General features: G+C 62.2%; 18 protein-coding genes. 6 read left to right on the forward strand and 12 right to left on the reverse strand.

Annotated elements, in window-relative coordinates; genetic code table 11:
* Positions 1–3 precede the first annotated feature (3 nt).
* The 4 genes from ABRP34_RS22860 (at position 4) to ABRP34_RS22875 (ending at position 4,291) form a co-directional block, all read left to right on the forward strand.
* Positions 4–1,605: a sugar ABC transporter ATP-binding protein gene (locus ABRP34_RS22860; protein ID WP_353713628.1), complete on the forward strand. Its 1,602-nt coding sequence runs from the start codon at positions 4–6 to the stop codon at positions 1,603–1,605.
* Positions 1,602–2,594 (forward strand): ABC transporter permease, encoded by a 993-nt coding sequence (locus ABRP34_RS22865; RefSeq protein WP_353713629.1) that lies wholly within the window; start codon positions 1,602–1,604, stop codon positions 2,592–2,594. The genes ABRP34_RS22860 and ABRP34_RS22865 overlap by 4 nt, the downstream gene beginning before the upstream one ends.
* Positions 2,595–2,680: 86 nt before the next feature.
* Entirely contained in the window at positions 2,681–3,625 is a 945-nt protein-coding gene (locus tag ABRP34_RS22870) for an ABC transporter permease (protein WP_353713630.1), read from the forward strand.
* A 105-nt stretch (positions 3,626–3,730) separates the two neighbouring features.
* Positions 3,731–4,291 carry an aldehyde dehydrogenase family protein gene (locus ABRP34_RS22875; protein WP_353713631.1) on the forward strand — a complete coding sequence of 187 codons (561 nt, stop codon included), beginning with the start codon at positions 3,731–3,733 and terminating at the stop codon, positions 4,289–4,291.
* An 868-nt stretch (positions 4,292–5,159) separates the two neighbouring features.
* On the opposite strand, the gene ABRP34_RS22880 is transcribed toward ABRP34_RS22875, so the two are convergent.
* From ABRP34_RS22880 to ABRP34_RS22900, 5 genes are all read right to left on the reverse strand, one after another.
* Positions 5,160–6,335: an FAD-binding oxidoreductase gene (locus ABRP34_RS22880; protein ID WP_353713632.1), complete on the reverse strand. Its 1,176-nt coding sequence runs from the start codon at positions 6,333–6,335 to the stop codon at positions 5,160–5,162.
* Positions 6,336–6,382: 47 nt separating this feature from the next.
* Positions 6,383–7,435: a Gfo/Idh/MocA family oxidoreductase gene (locus ABRP34_RS22885; protein ID WP_353713633.1), complete on the reverse strand. Its 1,053-nt coding sequence runs from the start codon at positions 7,433–7,435 to the stop codon at positions 6,383–6,385.
* Entirely contained in the window at positions 7,435–8,229 is a 795-nt protein-coding gene (locus tag ABRP34_RS22890; protein WP_353713634.1) for an amino acid ABC transporter ATP-binding protein, read from the reverse strand. The genes ABRP34_RS22885 and ABRP34_RS22890 overlap by 1 nt, the downstream gene beginning before the upstream one ends.
* Complete coding sequence (locus ABRP34_RS22895) at positions 8,226–9,014, reverse strand: amino acid ABC transporter permease (protein WP_353713635.1); 789 nt, start codon at positions 9,012–9,014, stop codon at positions 8,226–8,228. The genes ABRP34_RS22890 and ABRP34_RS22895 overlap by 4 nt, the downstream gene beginning before the upstream one ends.
* A 113-nt stretch (positions 9,015–9,127) precedes the next feature.
* Positions 9,128–9,997 (reverse strand): ABC transporter substrate-binding protein, encoded by an 870-nt coding sequence (locus ABRP34_RS22900; RefSeq protein ID WP_353713636.1) that lies wholly within the window; start codon positions 9,995–9,997, stop codon positions 9,128–9,130.
* A 170-nt stretch (positions 9,998–10,167) separates the two neighbouring features.
* On the opposite strand from ABRP34_RS22900, the gene ABRP34_RS22905 reads away from it, so the two are divergent.
* Both ABRP34_RS22905 and ABRP34_RS22910 read left to right on the forward strand, forming a co-directional pair.
* Positions 10,168–11,217 carry a LacI family DNA-binding transcriptional regulator gene (locus tag ABRP34_RS22905; protein WP_353713637.1) on the forward strand — a complete coding sequence of 350 codons (1,050 nt, stop codon included), beginning with the start codon at positions 10,168–10,170 and terminating at the stop codon, positions 11,215–11,217.
* A gap of 923 nt (positions 11,218–12,140) precedes the next feature.
* Positions 12,141–12,368: a hypothetical protein gene (locus ABRP34_RS22910; RefSeq protein ID WP_353713638.1), complete on the forward strand. Its 228-nt coding sequence runs from the start codon at positions 12,141–12,143 to the stop codon at positions 12,366–12,368.
* Here ABRP34_RS22910 and ABRP34_RS22915 read toward each other — a convergent pair.
* The 7 genes from ABRP34_RS22915 to ABRP34_RS22945 all read right to left on the reverse strand — a co-directional run bounded on the left by ABRP34_RS22915 (position 12,365) and on the right by ABRP34_RS22945 (position 18,742).
* Complete coding sequence (locus ABRP34_RS22915) at positions 12,365–12,493, reverse strand: hypothetical protein (protein ID WP_353713639.1); 129 nt, start codon at positions 12,491–12,493, stop codon at positions 12,365–12,367. The two genes, ABRP34_RS22910 and ABRP34_RS22915, sit on opposite strands and share 4 nt — an antisense overlap.
* 197 nt (positions 12,494–12,690) lie before the next feature.
* Positions 12,691–13,659, reverse strand: coding sequence for a DMT family transporter (locus ABRP34_RS22920; protein ID WP_353713640.1), 969 nt, complete (start codon positions 13,657–13,659; stop codon positions 12,691–12,693).
* Positions 13,660–13,752: 93 nt separating this feature from the next.
* Entirely contained in the window at positions 13,753–15,234 is a 1,482-nt protein-coding gene (locus ABRP34_RS22925) for an NAD-dependent succinate-semialdehyde dehydrogenase (protein WP_353713641.1), read from the reverse strand.
* A 63-nt stretch (positions 15,235–15,297) separates the two neighbouring features.
* The gene (locus ABRP34_RS22930) at positions 15,298–15,882 is read right to left on the reverse strand and encodes a thiamine pyrophosphate-dependent enzyme (RefSeq protein ID WP_353713642.1); all 585 of its coding nucleotides are present in this window, start codon (positions 15,880–15,882) and stop codon (positions 15,298–15,300) included.
* The gene (locus ABRP34_RS22935) at positions 15,879–16,427 is read right to left on the reverse strand and encodes a thiamine pyrophosphate-binding protein (RefSeq protein WP_353713643.1); all 549 of its coding nucleotides are present in this window, start codon (positions 16,425–16,427) and stop codon (positions 15,879–15,881) included. The genes ABRP34_RS22930 and ABRP34_RS22935 overlap by 4 nt, the downstream gene beginning before the upstream one ends.
* Before the next feature lie 316 nt (positions 16,428–16,743).
* Positions 16,744–17,940 carry a pyridoxal phosphate-dependent aminotransferase gene (locus ABRP34_RS22940; protein WP_353713644.1) on the reverse strand — a complete coding sequence of 399 codons (1,197 nt, stop codon included), beginning with the start codon at positions 17,938–17,940 and terminating at the stop codon, positions 16,744–16,746.
* A gap of 4 nt (positions 17,941–17,944) precedes the next feature.
* A complete protein-coding gene (locus ABRP34_RS22945; protein ID WP_353713645.1) occupies positions 17,945–18,742 on the reverse strand; it encodes a gamma-glutamyl-gamma-aminobutyrate hydrolase family protein in 798 nt (265 codons plus the stop codon).
* Positions 18,743–18,764 lie beyond the last annotated feature (22 nt).

Raw genomic sequence — 18,764 nt, forward strand, 5'->3', positions numbered from 1 at the left:
TCGATGGCGAAACCCTCATTGGCTGCCCCATCACAGCCCGAAGCGACCGACGCGGGGCAGCGCAACGCGATTGTGCACGTAGCCCAAGTCGAAAAGTCCTTCGGCGAAACACGGGCGCTGCGCGGCGCAACCTTCACCGCCGAAGCCGGAGAAATCCACGCGATCGTCGGCGAGAATGGCAGCGGCAAGAGTACCATGGCCAAAATCATGTCGGGGATCCTTATCCCCGACGGCGGCAGTGTGCAGATCGGCAACCATAGCGTTCCGGATCCGAGGGTGGCGCTGAAATCGGGCGTGGCGACGGTGTTCCAGGAAGTCCTCGTCGCTGAGGGCGCATCCGTTGCCGACAACGTCTTTATGGGCCTGAAAGGTCTGTCCCGGCAAGAGCAAGTCAGGCGCGCGAAAACACTGCTCGAGGACCTGACCGGCGAGCGGATTGACGCCTCCGCCCTCGTCGACCACCTGACCCTGGCGCAGCGACAGTGGGTCACCATCGCTCGCGCCCTGGTCCGCGAACCTAAGGTGGTCATCTTTGACGAGTCAACGGCAGCACTGGACCTGCCAGGCGCTTCCCGTCTCTACTCCGAAATGGAGAAGCTCCGCGACCGCGGTGTCTGCGTCATCATAGTGACGCACCGCATCGCAGAACTAACCACCTTTGCGGACAGAGCGACAGTGCTTCGAGACGGGATTGATGTGGGCGTCCTCGCAGGCGAGGAAATCACGGAGGATCGTCTGATCGAACTCATGACGGGCGTTGCCACGGACGACACTTCAACCGGAACTGCGGGGCACCCGCGCCGGCACCCTGCAGATGTGTCAGGCAAGCCCCCACTGTTGAAGGCCGTCGGCGTCGTACTCCGGCATGGCGCAGGCCCCTCCGACTTTGAGATCCGGCCCGGCGAGATTATCGGTTTCGCCGGGCTTGACGGTCAAGGACAAACCGAATTCATTCAAATACTGACCGGCGTCCGACCCTCCATGGGAGGGGAGGTACTGGTTTCGGACGGCCAGGGCAGCTACACGAACATCGCTTCCCTTCCGGACGCCGTCGCCTCCGGCGTTTCCTATATATCAGGCGACCGGCGGAAGGAGGGCATCTTCCCTAACTTGAGCATCATGGAGAATTTCGCCATGCCGCTGTATCGAACCCATCGCCGCAACGGCGTCATCGACAGGAAAGCCATCAGCACGCTGTTTAAGCAGATGTCTGCCAACCTGAAGCTCAGAGCTGGAGCCCCCTCGAACCTCATCACGTCCCTCAGTGGCGGCAACCAGCAGAAGGTTCTTATCGGGCGGGAACTTGCCCAAGAACCCAGGGTAGTAGCACTGAACGACCCGGCCCGGGGCGTGGATGTCCGGACAAAGCGCGAGCTCTACGCTCAGCTGGACACGCTCGCGTCCGCAGGTACCGGGGTTATCTACCTTTCCAGTGAAATCGATGAGCTTTTGGGCCTGTGTGACCGGGTCGCTATCTTCCGCAATGGCTCCCTGTTTGGCTGGCTTGAGGGCGAAAAACTCACTTCCGATCGCGTTCTGGCCGGGATGTTCGGGCATCTGGAATCTGACTTCAATATCGAGGAAGCATTGGTGGAACAGTCATGAATAAATCCAGCCGCTTAAACGGGCTCGTCCAACGCACCTCCTACTCCTATCCGGCGTGGGCGCTGCTGGTCGTTCTGCTCATCGTCTGTGCCATACGCGCGCCTTACCTCTTCAGCGCAAACGGCATCGGGGGGCTCCTGGTATCGGCCGGGCCTCTGGTCCTGGCCGTCATGGGGCTGACCGTCACTGCCATGGTCGGCAGCGGCGTCGACCTATCCGCCGGTCCACTCCTGATCTTCGTCAACGTCACACTGGTGCGGTTGTTTTTCGAGAACCAGATTGGATCGCCCGTCGTTGTCTTTGCCTGGGCGCTGGGCATCGGAATTCTGGTTCAGGTGATCCAGGCGGTCGTCATCACGGTGGCACGGATTGAGCCGGTGATCGTGACCCTTAGCGCGTTCCTTGCCCTTTCGGGCATCAACCTCGTCATCCTCTCCCAACCCGGCGGACAAGCACCCCGATGGCTGGCTGAGTGGGGTTCAGGCCGCTCGGTGCTTTCGCCCATGGCTCTAGTTGTATTGGTTTCTGTTGTGGCGTGGCTGCTTTTTACCCGGACGCGGCTATTCACCAACGTACGGCTGGTTGGATCCAACCAGCGCACAGCGTTTGTCAGTGGTATTCCCGTAACAGCAACGAGAGTCATCGCACATGCGGTGTCCGGGCTCCTTATTGGTGCTGCGGGGCTGGCCTACACCGGACAAATCGGGTCCGGCAATCCCACGCAGGGAGCTACCTACACCCTGGCCGCCATCACTGCCCTGATCCTTGGCGGTATCAGCCTTGCAGGTGGCCGTGGCGGCCTGCTGGGCTCGATCCCCGGGGCACTTGTAGTCACACTCATTTCATTCACGCTGACAACATTTTCCCTGGGATCACTGGCGTCCTACGTCGTTCAGTTGTCCTACGGGCTCATTCTCGTGCTGGCATTGCTCCTCAGCGTAGCGATTCCAGTCCTGTGGCGCCGACGCCAGGAGGTTAGGGGAGCATGACGACCATCCAGCAGAACACCGGATCGCAGCCGGCTTCCAGCCGAGGGAGGTTCCGGTTAGACCGCATCGGTGGTCAGAAAAACATAATGCTCGGGTTGGTGATGATGGCCGGGTTGCTGATCGTGGGCGCGATCACAGTTCCCGGCTTTGTATCAGGTGACAACATCCGCTCAATGCTGCTTCTTGGCGCCTTCCTTGGGTTGGCCTCTGTGGGTCAGACCCTTGTGGCATTGCTTGGAGGGCTGGATCTGTCCATTCCTTACCTCATCGGCTCCGCGAACATCGGTACTCTGTTCCTCATGACGTCCGGTGTCCCCGCGGGGATAGCCATCCCGGTCATACTCGTCCTGGGAACCCTGATTGGTGTGCTCAATGGCGTCCTGAGCCTGCGTCTGCAGAACCAGGCCCTCATTGTCACCCTTGGAGTGGGCTTTGCAACCGTGGGCGCTGCGCAGATCCTGTCCAACGTCGGCACGTCTAATGCCGGCGGAACAAGCGGCGTTGTCCCTGACTGGCTGGCCAACGTGTCCTCCATCAATGGCAGCACCTTTGGCCTTCCGGTCCCGCCGATAGTTTTTGTCTGGCTTATCCTCGCAGTCCTCCTCATCCTGGCGATGCGCTCGACGTGGTTTGGCCGCAGCATCTACGCTTTAGGCGGTAACCGCTCTGCGGCGCGATTGATGCTCATTTCCGAGCCGCGGCGCTGGGTCGCCGTCTATACGCTCAGTGGCCTGTTTTCAGCGGCAACGGGCATCGCCCTGCTCGGGTTTACGGGAGGCGCATTCGTCAGGGTAGGGGACCCCTACCTGTTCCTGACCGTTGCAGCCGTCGCCGTGGGCGGCACGTCGCTGCTGGGCGGCAAGGGAGGTTACGGCAGCACGCTCATTGGTGTCCTTGTCCTCATCGTGCTGACCTCGCTCCTGGTCGGTTACGGCCTGGATAACAACGCTCAGCAGTTTGTGCTCGGATTGCTCATCGTCCCCCTGGTAGGCTTCTACGCCCGCAACCCGCACCTCCGGCAACAAATCTAGGAGACCGCCCCCCCGCGGGCGGAACTGAGTTCATACTTCCTGCAGTGCCGGCCTTAGCACCGGCACTGCAGGAAGTATCTCCTCTGAACGAAAAGTAAAAAACGTATGTCGGAAACCCGCGACCACTGGACCAACGGTGAGTCCGTGGCGCCCGCCAACAGCTCGTACGCCCAAGGAACGAATCCGGCCACCGGGGAAGCTGGAGTTGGAGTGGCACAGGGCACCCGGCATGACCTCGCGGCGCCGGTCGAGGCCGCGGAAGATGCTGCAAGTGCCTGGTGGCACTATCCATCGGCCCAGCGCGGCCGCCTTCTGCAGTCGCTGGCCCAGGAAATGCGCAGACGGAACAAGGAACTGGCTTCACCGGAAATTGAAGACACCGGTAAACCGATGGCTGTAGCGCTCAGCGAGGTTAGAACTCTGCGGCCTACTTCGAATTCTACGCCGGTCTGCTCAACTACCCTGGCGGTCACGTGCTGGATGTCGATCCCAAGCAACACGTCTAAAGCGGCGGGAACCGTATGGCCTCATCGGTGGCTTCCGAAATGCTGTGTTCCGTTGCAGTCCTTGAGCCCTGCCGCCGATGAAGGCGGCTTCACCGTTTCATCTGATTTCGTGCTGCGGGTTGCGTCGCCGACTGTCAGCCTTTCATCGGTAAACCGTTAGGAATAAAACCATGAAACTCCGTAAGCGTATTCATGTCGTTGCTAGTGCCATTCTTGAAGCTTTTTGCGATGGCTTGTACCAATCCATGCCTGTGGTCTTCCAAGGGGGCAGCCCGCGATGATGGAACACGGAGAAACCGTGGCTGCACAAGATTGGCACTTGTTACTCGACGGCAGCCAAGTGACGGTCGTTGAGCCTCCAGACCGACAGTATCCAGCGCACATCGACATGAAAACGTCCGACTCCTCCGTTGTCTGGATTATCGACCAGGTAGGACAAAGACGTGCTTTCGATCACCGCGAAGGCATCAAACTGATTCCACAATCGCCTTAGAGGAAAATGCCGCCCCTGGGAGGGCAGCGATCGCAGAATCGCCGGCCGGTGATTGGCGGCCGATTTGGGGGACAAGTACGGGCAGTTGAACGAGGAGGCAAGCGGGTCTCCGTCTCAGCCCCCAGGCCTACGCTTTTCCAAATCAAAAAATGGCCTGCAGGACCGGCTGATCTCCGTTCGTGGAGGCCGCTCGGCTCTTGGTGCACTGCGCTAAGCAGAACCACTCACAACACCGGCCTGTGATTCTAGGCGGGCGTGAATGGCCGCTGACCAGCCACCATGAGCCTACAACCGCTCAACCTGTCAGATCGAGAGTTCTATGGCCTATGTTGGAGCAGGTCAAGATGCCTGGAGTGGTTGATGCCAGGTTGGGCGTGCCCCAACAATACGAACTCCCGTCCCTGCGCTAGGTTTTCCGGATTGCCTCCAGCAGTGGTAAATAGCCTGAACATTCTGGGGGCAAGCCGGTCATCCATAGGCATGGCCTTGGAATTGATGGAGACCGCGGCTCCACCAATTCCCAGATCTGTTGGTTCTAGTTGACGGGCGCCCAGGCGCCCGTGCTCACAACATCCGGCGTACCGTTGTCTGCGGCGAAGCGGTCGAGGCGGAAAGACTTGAGCACTGGCGATGGCGTTCCGGTGAGGATCTCTTCGGCAAGGAGTTCGCCGAGGATCAGCCCGAGCGTTGCGCCCGAGTGAGTAAACACCGTGTGCAGGCCCGGGATTGAAGGCACGGGGCCCACCACCGGTTCGCCGTCACCCGGAATGGGCTTCAGCCCTGCGCCCACCCGCTGTGCGGTGAGTCGGGGGTTGCCTGCTAGCACCTTCGATGCCTCGGCGAGCAGGCCCTCAATCGACTCCTCCGGAACCGTGAATGAACCGTCATCCTCGACAATCACAGTCTGCTCTGCCCAATCGGCATCGAGTACTAGCCTGCCGTCGGGAGTAGGCCGCACCGCGACGCGCGGGGTATTCAGAACGGTCTTCACTTTGACGTCGACGGGATCAGTGAACAGCACGAAAGCGGCGGGCGTCGCGTCCGGCACAGCCACGCCCAAGGCAGCGAGCTGACCTGGAACCTCGCCGCCTGTTGCTAGAACTACTTCGTCGGAGGCCAGACGTGTCCCGTCGCCAAGTATCACGCCAGCCGCGGCGCCGTCCTGCACATCCACCCGCACATCCCCGGCGCGCTCGATAACGTCTGCGCCGTTGGCGACCGCCTCGGCGACCAGCGCGGGGATGAAATCGGGCATGTTCAGCCAGCCTTCGCCTGGATTATAGATCGCACCTTCTTCGGCCACCGCGTCAGCGTTGACGTCCGGTGCGAGCCGGGCCATGTCGGAGCGGTCGACCCAGCGGGAGTCGTATCCACCAGCACGCTCAAAGGCGAAGGTGTCGCGGAAGGTCTCGTTCGGCCCGGCCCACTTCATTGCGCCATCGAACCGTAGGTAGTTCTGGCTCTCGGGGTGGTGCACGCTCCAAGTGCGGTAGCGGTCAATGGCAAGCATTCGCAGATAGTGGTAGTCGGCGGAGCGAGCACCCGACGAGTTCAACCATGCGATCGAGCGGCTTGAGGCTCCGTCCGCGAGTGGCCCTGCTGTGACAAGCGTCACCTGCGCGCCGCCGCGTGTGAGGTGCAGCGAGGTTGATGCGCCGAGGATGCCTCCGCCGATAACGATGACATGCTTCTTGGAAGACGTGGGGGACATGGATCCTTACTTTCGTTGTCGTGGACTTAGCTGCGGCAGCGCCGCTGTCACAAGGACTTTGCCGAGGCGTGGATGTCTTCGACGATCCTGAGGACCTCAAGCGACTCGCTAGGGTCAACGGGAACTGGTCCGCTGCCGCAAAGGGCGTCGGCAAGCTCCCGGTAGAAGCGGGGGTAGGCGCCCCGTTCTGCGGGAACGGGGGATTCGGTGCTGTCGGCGCCAAGGACGCCCCAACATGCCTCGGCTTCGACGCCATAAGCGGGGTTTGTGGGGAGCATTCCGGCGGCGAGGTCCGGTTCTTGGCTGTCCAGGCCCCATTTGGTGTAGCCGGCTTCGGAGCCGAGGACGTGGAAGCGCGGACCCACCTGGGCTGCCATGCCGTTCATCCACAGCCTGGAGCGGACTCCGGACCGGTGGAGCAGCGAGACGAACGCCTCTGTGTCTGCGGCCTCCGGGTCCGGTCCCCGGTTGGCCGTCTCGCCGTAGCTTTTTTCGACCGGCCCGAACAGCTGGATGGCCTGGTCGATCAGGTGCGCGCCGAGGTCGTGGAGGATCCCGCCGCCCTGGGAAAGGGAGACGCTGTCGCGCCAGTTCCCGAAGCCCTCCGGCCGCCACCATTCGAAGCGTGATTCGAAGGTGCGCACCTCCCCCAGGGCTGACTCCTGAAGCAGCTTCTGCAGCGTCAGGAAGTCGGCGTCCCACCGGCGGTTCTGGAATACCGTGAGCTGTACCCCGGCGTCGGACGCAAGGGCGATCAGTTCCTCCGCCTGGGCTGAAGTGGGCACGAAGGGCTTGTCCACCACCACGTGAAGGCCGTGCGCGATGGCTGCGGCCGCCAGGTCGAAGTGTGTGTGCGGCGGGGTGCCCAGGACGACGAGGTCCAGGTCCCCGGCTTGCGCGAACATCGCCTCCGGGGTGGGAACGATGCGCGCCTGCGGGTAGAGCCTGGCCGCCTCGGCTGCCCGCGCCGGGTCCGCCGTCACGATCACGTCCAGTGAATAGTTCGGATCCGCGGTGATCAGCGGCGTGTGGAAGACCTTGCCGGAGATTCCAAAGCCGACGACGGCGGTCCGGATGGGTGCCGCTGTTCCGTTTCCCATCACAGCACCTCGGAGAGGAAGCGCTGCAGGCGTTCGCTGCGCGGGTTGTCGAAGAGTTCGGCCGGGGTGCCGGCCTCCACCACTTCGCCTTCGTCCATGAAGACCACCTGGTCCGCGACCTTCCGGGCGAAGCCCATCTCGTGGGTGACCACCAGCATGGTCATGCCGCGCCGGCCGAGCCCGGCCATCAGGTTCAGGACGCCCTTGACCAGTTCCGGGTCCAGGGCACTGGTGGCTTCATCGAACAGCATCACCTCCGGTTCCATGGCCAGCGCCCGTGCGATGGCCACGCGCTGCTGCTGGCCGCCTGACAGGTCGCGGGGCCGGTGGTCGGCCCGCTCGGCCAGGCCCACCTCGGCCAGCCGGCGGCGGGCGCGTTCCATGGCCTCGGCCTTGGGCATGCCCTTGACGCTCCAGAGTGCCAGTGCCACGTTCTCGAGGGCGGTGTGGTCAGGGAAGAGGTTGAAGTGCTGGAACACCATGCCGATGCGGCGGCGCAGGGTGTCCGGCTTGACCTGCAGGGCGCTTTCACCGGCCAGCAGCACGTCGCCGCTCTTGGGCTCATGCAGCCGGTTGACGCCGCGCAGCAGCGTGGATTTGCCGGAGCCCGAGGGCCCGATGATGCAGGTGGTGGTGCCCGGGGCGACCGTGAGGCTGACATTCCGGAGGACCTCGATGTCACCGTAGGCCATGGTCAGGTTCCGCAGCTCAAGGCTGGAGCCGTGGAAGGTCTCGATGTCCGCGGCCGCCGTGTTCGGGACTGTCTTGCTGGCGTTGGCGCTTGTGAGGTTCATGTGTTGCTCCCGGTGGTGAGCGGCGAGGCCGCGTCGAGTTCGGTGACTTCCTTCAGGCCACTGGTGGGCGGAGTGGGCCGGCGGCGGCCGGTGCGGAACCTGTTGTCGAAGTAGTTGACCAGGTGGGTCAGCGGCACGGTGATCACCAGGTAGAAGATGCCGGCCAGGACCAGGGGCGAGAGGTTTCCGGAGAGCACGGCGGCGTCCTGTCCCACCCGGAAGAGTTCGCGTTCGCTGACCAGCAGGCCCAGGAAGTAAACGAGGGAGGAATCCTTGACGATCGCGATGAACTGGTTCACCAGGGCCGGCAGGACGCGGCGGACGCCCTGCGGGACCACGACCAGGGCCATGGACTTGGTGTAGCTCATGCCCAGGGCGCGGCACGCCTCGCCCTGGCCCTTGTCCACGCTGAGGATGCCTGCGCGGAAGATTTCGCCGATGTAGGCGCTGGCAATGAGGCTCAGGGCGATGATTCCCAGCGGGTACGGTGAGGGCCCGAAGACCGATTGGCTGAAGCGCGCGAAGCCCTGGCCGATCAGCAGGATGGTGAGGATGGCCGGCAGGCCGCGGAAGAGGTCTGTGTAGATCCGGGCCGGGATGCGCAGCCACCGGGACCGCGAGATGCCCATGACGGCCACCACCATGCCCAGCACCACGCCAAGGATGGTGGCGGCGACGGAGATGATCAGTGTGTTCAGAAGGCCAACCCCGAGAAGTTGGGGCATCACTTCAAGCATTGCTTCGAAGTCGAAGAAGGTGCGGCCGATGATGTTGAGCCAGTCCATTGATTGCTCTCAGACGTTAGTTGTTTGTGTTCGGGTGCCGGGCGGTGCCTCCCGTGCCGGACGGGCTGGCGGCCCGCCCGGCACGGGACGGCACTGTGCCGTCCGGCTGCCGCCTACTTGCTGGCGGTCGGGGCCGGGGTTGCGGTCTGCTCGGCCTTGGGCAGGTACTGCTCAGGCATCGGGGAGCCCGGGAACCACTTCTGGTAGAGCTTCTTCCACGTGCCGTCTTCCATCGCTTCGGTGAGGCCCTTGTTCAGGGCTTCTTTGAGGGCTGGCTTGTCCTTGGCGATGGCGAAGCCGGCGGGGGCGTCGAAGGAGGGGATGTCCGCGGCGCTGATCAGGCCGTACTGCTCCTGGTATGCCTTGGCAGCCTCGTAGTCGAGGAAGTGGGCGTCCACGGAGCCGCTGTTGACGGCGGCGATGGCGGTGTTGTTGTCCGGGAAGCGCACCAGGTTGGCGGAGGTGAAGTTCTTGACGGCGTAGGCTTCCTGGAGCGTTCCCTGGACAACGCCCAGGCGCTTTCCGTTCAGGCCGTCGACGTTCTTGATGCCTGAGGTCTTGGTGGTGATGAGCGTGAGGTAGCCCGCGAGGTAGCCGTTGGAGAAGTCGACGGTTTGCTTGCGCTTGTCCGTGATGCCAATGGCGGCCACACCCGCATCGAACTGGCCGTTGGCCACCGCGGGAAGGATCGCGGTGAAGTCTTGACCGGTGAAGACCACATTGTCTACGCCGGCGCGGTGGGCCACGTCCTTGAAGAGCTCGACGTCGAAGCCGGTGAAGTTACCCTGCGCGTCGGTGAAGGTGTACGGCTTGCCGTCGCCGATGCTGGCTGCCCGGATCGTTCCTGGCTGAATCAGGCCGTAGGGGTTGGATGAAGAGGCCGCCTCCACGCTGGAGGCCGAAGTGCCGCCGCAGCCGGCAAGGGCTAGCCCAGCCGCCAGCGCCATCGCGACGAATCCAGGACGAAGTTTCTTAGAGGACATTAATTTGCTTCCAATCAAAGAGGGAGTTGAGCGAATCAATCGGTGAGGGAAGAACGTCTTGTGGAGTCCGGTCTCACGATGTAGGTTTGAGACCGGGCTCACATCGGGGTATGCGAGAAACCTAGTTGATTGGTAGTGAGCCCGTCAAGCCCCCCTCCCGAAAGGCGAACGTGAATACTGCACCTTCCCGACGGCGCGATGTAACAGTCGCCGATGTTGCCCGAGCGGCCAAAGTGTCGAAAGCGCAAACAGCCCGCGCCCTGGGCAACTACGGTGCGGTTAGCGAGGAAGTGCGCCTTCGTGTATTAGCCGCAGCGGAGGCGTTGGAATATTACCCAAATGAACTTGCGCGGAGTATGAATACGGGAAGATCACACACTATAGGCGTAGTGATGGGGGACATAGAAAACCCTCATTTCAGCCTCGCCATGAGAGGGATATCGAACGTAGCCAAGGCGCGGGGGTTCGACGTTATTCTGGTTAATACCGGTGAAGACCAGGCAGCTGAAATCGATGCGGTAAAGGTGCTTTTGGACAAGCGAGTAGATGGCCTCATCGTTGCCCCTGCTTCGTGTCGTGAAACACAACATTTACACCGAATTCACAAATCGGGTCGTCCCGTCATCCTTTTGGATCGTAAGGTGCACGGTCTTGAAACTGACATGATTGCCGTTGACATGACAGAAATTTCATACCAAGCCACGACAGAACTCCTTAGTGCTGGCCATAGGCGTATTGCTTTCATTTCTACCGGCCGACCAACGGAATCGTCGCAGATCGCGGAGCGTGTCGAAGGCATGCGCCGCGCCTTCGACGAAGCAGACGTGGTTTTCTGCGAAGACTTGGTCCGATTTGATGCTGGTTCACCGACACAAATCATGGCGGCCGTCGGGGAAATCCTGAACTCGCCGCATGCGGCAACCGCGATTGTAGCCTCCGATGGCTTGGTTGGACTAAGCGTGGTGGAAGCGATTCAGGCTAAGAACCTGCATATACCAGCCGACGTTTCGTTCCTGATGTACGACGACAGCCCTTGGGCTCGCGTGACCTGTCCGCCTCTGACTGTGATCGCTCAGCCTGTCTACGAAATGGGGGCTGCAGCGGCTACGGCTCTGATCGACCGAATAAAGGGTACGACTCCCAAGCGGACGGTCTCGACATTCACAGCCGACCTGATACGACGAGGTTCCGTAGCGGCGCCAGTAAGTCGACAAGCCTGAGCTGCTGTAGGGCAGTCATGCACAGGACGGTTCGCTAGTCCTACTGTTGACCGGCGGGCCACGCCTTTGCCCGGTCGGGCAACTGCCCGGCTTGTAATCAAGTAATCAAGGCCCGAGGCCATCCTCGTCGTGTGGCCTCCAGACGGGAGCTGACTCTTGTCCAAGTGCATCGCCATCTGGCTAAGGTCCGGTGCAAATCAGGCTCGCACTGTCCGCGGGATAGAAAGGTGGTGACCGCAGATGGTTATGGGCAAACGTCCCAATTGTTGTGTTGTCTTGGGTGAGAGGGCTGTTGTCATCGCGTGGGGGCGGTTCGGTCGCAACTGCGGCCGGACCGGGGGCGGGTGGAGCATTTACGCAGGTCGACTGGCGCTTCATCTTTAGCATGTACATTCCGGTCGGCGTACTGGCCTGGCCCTTTTGGCACGAGTCCCGAAATTCGTACAACGGCACGGGCTTTTCGATTGGCCCGGGCAGTTAGTTACCATGATCGGACTCTGTGGAGTGACGTTCGGAACTTCTTGAAGGGCGGACCGCGGCTACGGCAATTGTCCAGGTCCTGGGTTCTTTGGCTTGGCTGCGATTGGCAACTTGGTTTTCGTCACTGCGCAGATTCGCGGCCGAACCCGATCATTCCGCTGAGGCTTTTCCGATCGTCCATAGTCGCCATCGGTGTCAGTATGCGTTCGTTAGTATGGCCGCGTTCTGCGGTGTCGTTTTCCTTCAAAGCCTGTATTTCCGGCAGCAGCGAGACATGGATTCCCTGGTCACAGGACTGCTTTCACTCCCCATGATTGTGCTTGTTGCCGTCCTTAATCCATTGGTGGTGCGAGCGATGGAACGCAATACCGGCACCGCGCGAGCCTCCCTGGGATCTGATGACGGTGTCGAAGCGCACAAAGTCACTCAGGAAGAGGCCCTGCATGAAACAGGACGGAGAGATCATGGATATTCTTGCTGCTGACGATCTGACCGAATTGTTGCGTGCCACAGCGGTGCCCAAACCAGCTCAAAATCACGAGACGGATCGGTGGATCGAGGCTCAGCCGTTAGCGTCGAGCACGCTGTTCGTTCATGCCGTAGGAGTGAGGACAACGCCCTCGCGCCAATCAAATGCTTTGCGCAACCTTGGCAGCTCGGAAACCACTTAGATTACGCTGCTGTCTGCCGTCATGGCGTCCACAACGGCATGGTAGGGGTCGCCAGCAGGCTCCTGGACAGTGACCTGCTGGCCGGCGGTCAGTCCGGACCAATTCTGTTTGTTCGCGACAGTCATTTGGGATCTTTCTGCTTTGAAAGTAGTTCCTGGAGGTCTTCGATCACTTTCCGTCTGGCACGCTGCTGGTTCTCTGCTGGCGGCTTCCTATGTTGGCGGCGCTTGGCCGGCGGAAGCTCGGCCGGATCGGCCAATCCCGGAGCCTCTCCCTGGTCATGAGCAAATGGGTCGTAGAAATCAACACGCATGGGGGGCTCTCAGCGTGCCGTCTTGGCTGACGTTGCTGTCCGCATTACTCGCCTGGAAGTGCGCCGCAGGCCAGCGTTTTGTGCTAGTACGACGACGGCGATTCCGGCCAGGATCAGCGCGAGGCCTGCGTATGTTCCGGGAGGAAGTATCTCACCAAGGAATAGTGCTGCGAGCAGTGCTGCACCGGGAATTTCCAGGAGCACGAGCATTGAGCATATGAGAGGTCCTACCGATACCACTAGGTGGTTCAGGGAAGCGGTGCCCAACAGTTGGGCCATCACCGTGACGGCGAGGATGCCGGCCCAGCCGGAAGGCTCGAAGCCTGCGAGTGGCTGCCCGGCGAATATTGCGATGAGAGCTGCAAGAGCTGCGCAAACGCCGTTGAACATGATGCTGAAGGTCCCGGTGCTCATCGTCTCACGCGCCTTGCCGATCAACAGGATGCATATGCCAGCCAGGATGCCACTCAAGAGGGACAGCCCGTCGCCAAGAAGGGCCTGAGGGGAAGATGCCAAATCGAAGCCGGTAATGGCAATGACCCCCGTAAAGGAGACGCCGAGGCCGACGAGGACGGGTCGCGGCAGGCGACATCCGCGCGTTATGTGGAACAGCGCAATCCAGCCACCTTGGAGGCAAACCAGGGCCGTGCATGCAGCCACTGAAGTCAGCGTGAGTGCATAGAACATGGTGATGAACTGGAGCGCCTGCGCCATGCCGGCTAGGGAGGACCACAAGAATTCACGCCGCCCAAGACTACGGAACTGTCCGGGATTCCTGAGAATCACGGGCACGGCAAAGGCGACCGTGCCAATTGCGGTCCGCCAGAAGACAAGAGCCAGCGCCGTCACCGAACTGCCTGCCATGGTCGCGGCCATGATGGGACCCGATGCGGATATCCCAAGAACGCCCAGGGTACCGAAGATGATCACGGTGCGTATCGGGAGCCCGCCATGCGTCGGTGTGCCGATAGAAGCCACGCTTGTTCTCCTTGCTCTCGGCTTCGATGCCGGTGAGGTGTCCGCCAGGACCGCTCCCCGAGGAGGTCCTGCCGGCGGTCTGTGGTCCGGCTTCTAGAGCTCGATGCCGGTGTACTTGGTCTCGAGGTAGGCCTCGAGACCTTCGGTTCCGCCCTCGCGTCCGAGACCCGAGGCCTTGGTTCCGCCGAAGGGTGCTGCGGGGTTGCTGACAACCCCGCGGTTGATGCCGGTCATGCCCGCATCGATCGCGTCGGCTACGCGCAGGGCACGTGCGAGGTCCTTTGTGAAGACATAGGATGCGAGTCCGTAAGGCGTGCCGTTGGCTGCCCGGACAACGTCTTCTTCGGTTTTAAACTCGTAGACTGCGGCGACCGGTCCGAAGATTTCTTCCTCGCGGATGTCTGCGTTCTCCGGGATGTCCGTGAGTACCGTGGGTGGGTAGTAGTAGCCAATGCCTCCGGGACGGGTTCCACCGGTGAGGCAGGTGGCGCCCTTTGACACGGCGTCCTCTACGAGGGAGGCGACTTTCGCGGCCTGCTTTTCGTCCACGAGTGCTCCGAGTTCGACGCCGTGCACGGCCCCGTCGCCCACACGCGTTGCAGTCATCCGTTCGGTGAATCGCTGAAGGAATTCTGCGGCGATGCCGGATTGGAGGTAGATCCGGTTGGCCGCGACGCAGGACTGACCGCCGTTGCGCAGCTTGGCCACCATTGCGCCTTCGACTGCTTGGTCCAGGTCGGCGTCGTCGAACACGATCAGTGGTGCGTTGCCGCCCAGTTCCATGGAGGTGTTCATGACGTTCTCGGCTGCTTGGGTGAGCAAGGCCTTTCCGACCTGGGTGGAACCTGTGAAGGAGATCTTCCGCACCCGGGGGTCGGCCATGATCGCGCCGATTACTTCACGGGAGTTGTCGGTGGTGATGACATTGACCACGCCGGCCGGAACGCCTACCTCTTCCAGGACCTTGGCCAGCAGCAGGCTGGTCAAGGGCGTCAGTTCGGCTGGCTTCAGGACGGTCGTGCACCCGGCGGCAAGGGCCGGGGCGATCTTCCTCGCTCCCATGGCCAGCGGGAAATTCCACGGAGTGATCAGCAGCGCAGGCCCGACGGGGCGCTTGGAGACCGCGAGGCGGTACTGCCCGCCTGGTTCGATACCGTATTGGCCTTCCAGATGGAGCCGGTTGGCCGCCTCGGCGAACCAGCGGAAGAACCCGGCGCCGTAGTCAACCTCGGCTTGGGCTTCGGTAAGGGTCTTGCCCATTTCAGCGGTGATGAGGGCCGCGAATTCGTTCCGGCGTTCCAGGATCGCCCGGTATGCGGCGTCGAGAAGATCCGCCCGTACCCGGGGCGGCGTGGCGGCCCAGGAGTCCTGAGCTTGGCACGCGGCGTCCAGAGCAGCAAGTCCGTCCTGTACGGTACCTGCCGGGGTTTCGGCGATAGCTTTCTCGGTAGCCGGATTGGACACAACAATGGTGTCACCGCTGGCCGCAGGGACCCAGGTGCCGCCGATCGGCATCAGCTTCTCTGGAAACCCCAGTGCCGGAGCAGGCGCGGGGGCGGTGGTGGTGTTTGCCATGGGTGGTCTCCGCCTTTCAGCAGCTTGGTACCGCCGGCCGTGAAGCCCGGCGGGAAGTGGTGATCAGGACGCTTCAGCCAGACGGGGGGCCAGCCAGCGGCGGAAGCGGTCGCCGTGGACTACTGGGTCAATGAGCAGCAGTTTCGTTCCTGGAACGTTGCCTGGCTCGGTGCGGGCGTGGATGAACCATGGCCCGTCCGCTTCCAGCGTCTGCTTCAGCGCAACGGCCAGCTCTTCGGTGTTCTCCGCGCGCAGGACCTTCAGGTCAACGGACTCGGCGAAGCGGCCCAGGTCGATGCTCACGGCCTGGGTTGGGATGGATGCGGTTGAGGCGTAGACGCCGTTGTCCAGGAGTAGGACCACCAGGTTCTTGGGAGCGAGGTAGCCGGCGGTGATGGCCGCGCCGGGGTTCATGAGCAAGGACCCGTCACCTTCGACGACGACGGCGCGGGACACGGCCGTGCCGTCAATGGCCTGTGCCAGTCCGGTACCGACCGAGATCGCCAGCCCCATTGCGTCCAGGAGATACAGGTGGTTGTGGCGGTCGTCCACAGCGGCGAGTTCGCGGCTGGTTGCGGCGCAGGTGGCGACGACGGGCAGCCCTTCCGTGGCGTTGACGAGGACCTCGAGTGCTTCGATGCGCTTCATGCCTTTGCCTTCTCATCCTTGTGATCGAAAAATTCCATGAGGACAACCACAGGACGGAACGTCATCCGGGCGTGGTTACCGGCTTCCTTGACGGTCGCGCCCCAGTCTTCAGGTGGGTTGCGACGATCCACTTGGAACACGGGGATGCTGGTGGAGCGGAGCAGATCGGGAACCGGCGCGGAGATCGAGTGGATCATGGAGTTGTATTCGCCCAGGCCGCCCCGGGTGTTGGCCACGATCAGCAGCGGCAGGTGGTAGGACACAGCAAAGGTAGTCAGGGCGGTCAGGGCATTGCCGAAGCCGTTGTCCTGCATGATGACCACGCCGAACTTGTCCGCTAACGGGTATGCGCCGACGACACCGATGGCTTCTTCCTCGCGGGAGACCGGGTACACCAGCGGCAGGTCTCCGCCAGCCTGCGCGTCAAGGACACCATTGATGATGGGTGCAATGGATGCACTGGGCACATAGGCAACACCGTCGGGCGCGAGCCCGACAATGGCCTTCACCACCTCGGCATGGCGGTCTTGGGTCACGGTAGTCATGAGGGGGGTTCCTCCGTTTGTGGGGTTGGGGTTCGGGCGTCGGGTGAGTGTATTCAGCAAACGGGGTTTGGCCAGGCGCACTTTTCGCGAGTGATCCCGTACGGGACGTCGGAATGGATTTCTACAGTGAAGTCGAAGGCTGAGTGCCGCGTGACGAGGATTCCGCAACGGTCCACTTTGGCTGGTCCTTGGCGTAAACGCTCGGTTACAAGCTCCAACTGGATTTCAACATCAATCCGGTCTCGGGCTCGAACGGTAACGGAGCGCTCTGAGGGCGGTTCGGTTGTGGGCACCGGCTGAGCGCGTTTAGCCATTATCACTCCTGGCTGGAGACTGCGGTGATGATGCGCCGCAATCCCTCCTTAAGGTCATCGATGCCACAGGCATAGGAGACCCTCAGGGAGTGGCTGCCGCCGTCGATGTCGAACGCGGTGCCCGGCACGACGGCGACGTGTTGTTCTTCGAGGATCTTCAAAGCCAGTTCATGCGCCGTGCCGAGCGTCTCGGGGAAGGACAGGTAGAGGTAGAAGGCACCATCCGGGGCGGCGTAGCTGAAGATGTCCTGTTGGGCGAGGATTTCCAGGGCAGCACTCCGGCGGCTCTCGAATTCCTGACGCATCTCTTCCCGTTCGCTGTCGGCGCTGTTCAATGCAGCAACGCCACCGATCTGCGGAAACGTGGGTGGGCACGTGGTGGTGAACTGGCGGACGCGCAGTGCGGGCCGTACCAGGTCCCGGGGGCCAGCGAGCCAGCCGAGGCGCCAGCCGTCCATGGCCCAGGACTTGGCGAAGCCGCCAACGATCAGGGTCCGTTCCTTGAGGTCAGCTACCGCGGCCGGGGAGAGGTGCCGGGTGCCGCCGTAGACAAGTTCGCCGTAGATCTCGTCTGAAAGGATGATCGCATTCGTTCCGCGGACGATCTCGGCAATCTCTTCGAGGAGGGCTTGGTCAAGGACCGCACCGGTGGGGTTGTGCGGGGTGCACAGCACCACCATCCGGGTCTTCTCGGTGATCGCGCCCCGCAGCGCAGCCGGGTCCACTTTGTATTCGGTGTCCAAGGTCAGCGGAAGCAGAACGGGCGTAGCGCCGGCGAGGCGGGCGCAGGCTTCGTAGGCAGGCCAGGCCGGCACGGGGATGACTACCTCGTCGCCGGGACCGCAGAACGCCAGAATCGAGAGGAGGACGGCCTCGTTGGCCCCGATGGTGACCAGGACTTCGTCCTCGGCGCTGTATTCGAGACCTTGGCTGCGCTGCAGGTACTCGGAGATTGCGGCACGAAGGACGGGCAGGCCCGCGTTGGGTCCGTAATGGACCAGGCCGTCGGCGAGGGCTTTTGCCGTCGCGTCTTTGATCACTTCCGGGGTGTCGAAGTCTGGCCTGCCGATCTCGAAGTGGATGACCGCGTGGCCAGCCTTCTCGATCTGCACGGCACGGTCGAAGATCGCACGGATGGCCGAGGGGCGGACGTCGGAAAGGCGGTCCGCCGGACGGGCAATGTCAATGGTCGCGTTCATGCTCCTAAGCCTCCTGGAGTTTGGGGGTGGGTGTCGTGACGCGGAGCAGTGCACGTGCTGCCTCCGCCTTCAGGGCAGTAAACGCCGGCAGCCGCAGCTCCGCTACGGGTATCTCTGCCTCGGGATGCCACTGGATGCCGAGCACCCACGTGTCGCCATTCGGCTCGATGGCTTCTATGAGGCCGTCATCCGCGCGGGCCGTGACGTTCAGGCCCTCGCCCAGGACATCGATCGCCTGGTGATGGAAGGAAGCAACCCGAATCCGCTCGGCTCCACCAAAGGCGTCCGCACAGCGCGTTCCAGGCTGGATGTCAACTTCGTGGACAGAGAAATCCCTGCTGCTGTCCTCTCCCTTTTCCACGTGGGCGACGCTGCTTGGATCCAGATCGATGTGCAGAGACCCGCCATGAACGACGTTCAGCAACTGCATGCCGCGGCAGATAGCCAGCACAGGAAGGTCGTTATCGAGGCCGAACCGGATGGCTGCGATGTCGATGCGGTCCTGCGTAGGGTCGACGCCGAAAAGGGTCGGGTCGTCCACGGCACCGCCGAAGAGTTCGGGGTCAACGTCGCCGCCCCCGGGCAGAACAAAGCCCTGGCATCCGGCAAAGACTGTCTCGAGGTCTTCATCCGTGCCGGGGCTGATGAGCACCGGCTCGGCTCCCGACTCACGGATCAGTTCCACCACAGCGTCGAATGCTCGCTCCGCTTCCTTCATGACGGGGTCCGTGTTTTGGCAGTCCAGGCCGGACAGGCGGATAGGAATCCCGATCCTCGGGATGGCAGGCTCGGCGACGGTCAAAGTGATCTCCTCGGGAAGAATT

This window comes from Arthrobacter sp. K5 (genome assembly GCF_040448525.1).
Lineage (GTDB): Bacteria > Actinomycetota > Actinomycetes > Actinomycetales > Micrococcaceae > Arthrobacter > Arthrobacter globiformis.

Excerpts from the sequence above, each read along its gene's own strand:
- ABRP34_RS22940 (WP_353713644.1), bottom strand. The coding sequence starts at position 17,940 with ATGAACGCGACCATTGACATTGCCCGTCCGGCGGACCGCCTTTCCGAC.
- ABRP34_RS22885 (WP_353713633.1), bottom strand. The coding sequence starts at position 7,435 with ATGGGAAACGGAACAGCGGCACCCATCCGGACCGCCGTCGTCGGCTTT.
- ABRP34_RS22930 (WP_353713642.1), bottom strand. The coding sequence starts at position 15,882 with ATGAAGCGCATCGAAGCACTCGAGGTCCTCGTCAACGCCACGGAAGGG.
- ABRP34_RS22890 (WP_353713634.1), bottom strand. The coding sequence starts at position 8,229 with ATGAACCTCACAAGCGCCAACGCCAGCAAGACAGTCCCGAACACGGCG.
- ABRP34_RS22870 (WP_353713630.1), top strand. The coding sequence starts at position 2,681 with ATGCTCGGGTTGGTGATGATGGCCGGGTTGCTGATCGTGGGCGCGATC.
- ABRP34_RS22865 (WP_353713629.1), top strand. The coding sequence starts at position 1,602 with ATGAATAAATCCAGCCGCTTAAACGGGCTCGTCCAACGCACCTCCTAC.
- ABRP34_RS22915 (WP_353713639.1), bottom strand. The coding sequence starts at position 12,493 with ATGACTGTCGCGAACAAACAGAATTGGTCCGGACTGACCGCCGGCCAG.
- ABRP34_RS22935 (WP_353713643.1), bottom strand. The coding sequence starts at position 16,427 with ATGACTACCGTGACCCAAGACCGCCATGCCGAGGTGGTGAAGGCCATT.
- ABRP34_RS22880 (WP_353713632.1), bottom strand. The coding sequence starts at position 6,335 with ATGTCCCCCACGTCTTCCAAGAAGCATGTCATCGTTATCGGCGGAGGC.
- ABRP34_RS22875 (WP_353713631.1), top strand. The coding sequence starts at position 3,731 with ATGTCGGAAACCCGCGACCACTGGACCAACGGTGAGTCCGTGGCGCCC.
- ABRP34_RS22925 (WP_353713641.1), bottom strand. The coding sequence starts at position 15,234 with ATGGCAAACACCACCACCGCCCCCGCGCCTGCTCCGGCACTGGGGTTT.
- ABRP34_RS22860 (WP_353713628.1), top strand. The coding sequence starts at position 4 with ATGGCGAAACCCTCATTGGCTGCCCCATCACAGCCCGAAGCGACCGAC.
- ABRP34_RS22895 (WP_353713635.1), bottom strand. The coding sequence starts at position 9,014 with ATGGACTGGCTCAACATCATCGGCCGCACCTTCTTCGACTTCGAAGCA.
- ABRP34_RS22910 (WP_353713638.1), top strand. The coding sequence starts at position 12,141 with ATGAAACAGGACGGAGAGATCATGGATATTCTTGCTGCTGACGATCTG.
- ABRP34_RS22900 (WP_353713636.1), bottom strand. The coding sequence starts at position 9,997 with ATGTCCTCTAAGAAACTTCGTCCTGGATTCGTCGCGATGGCGCTGGCG.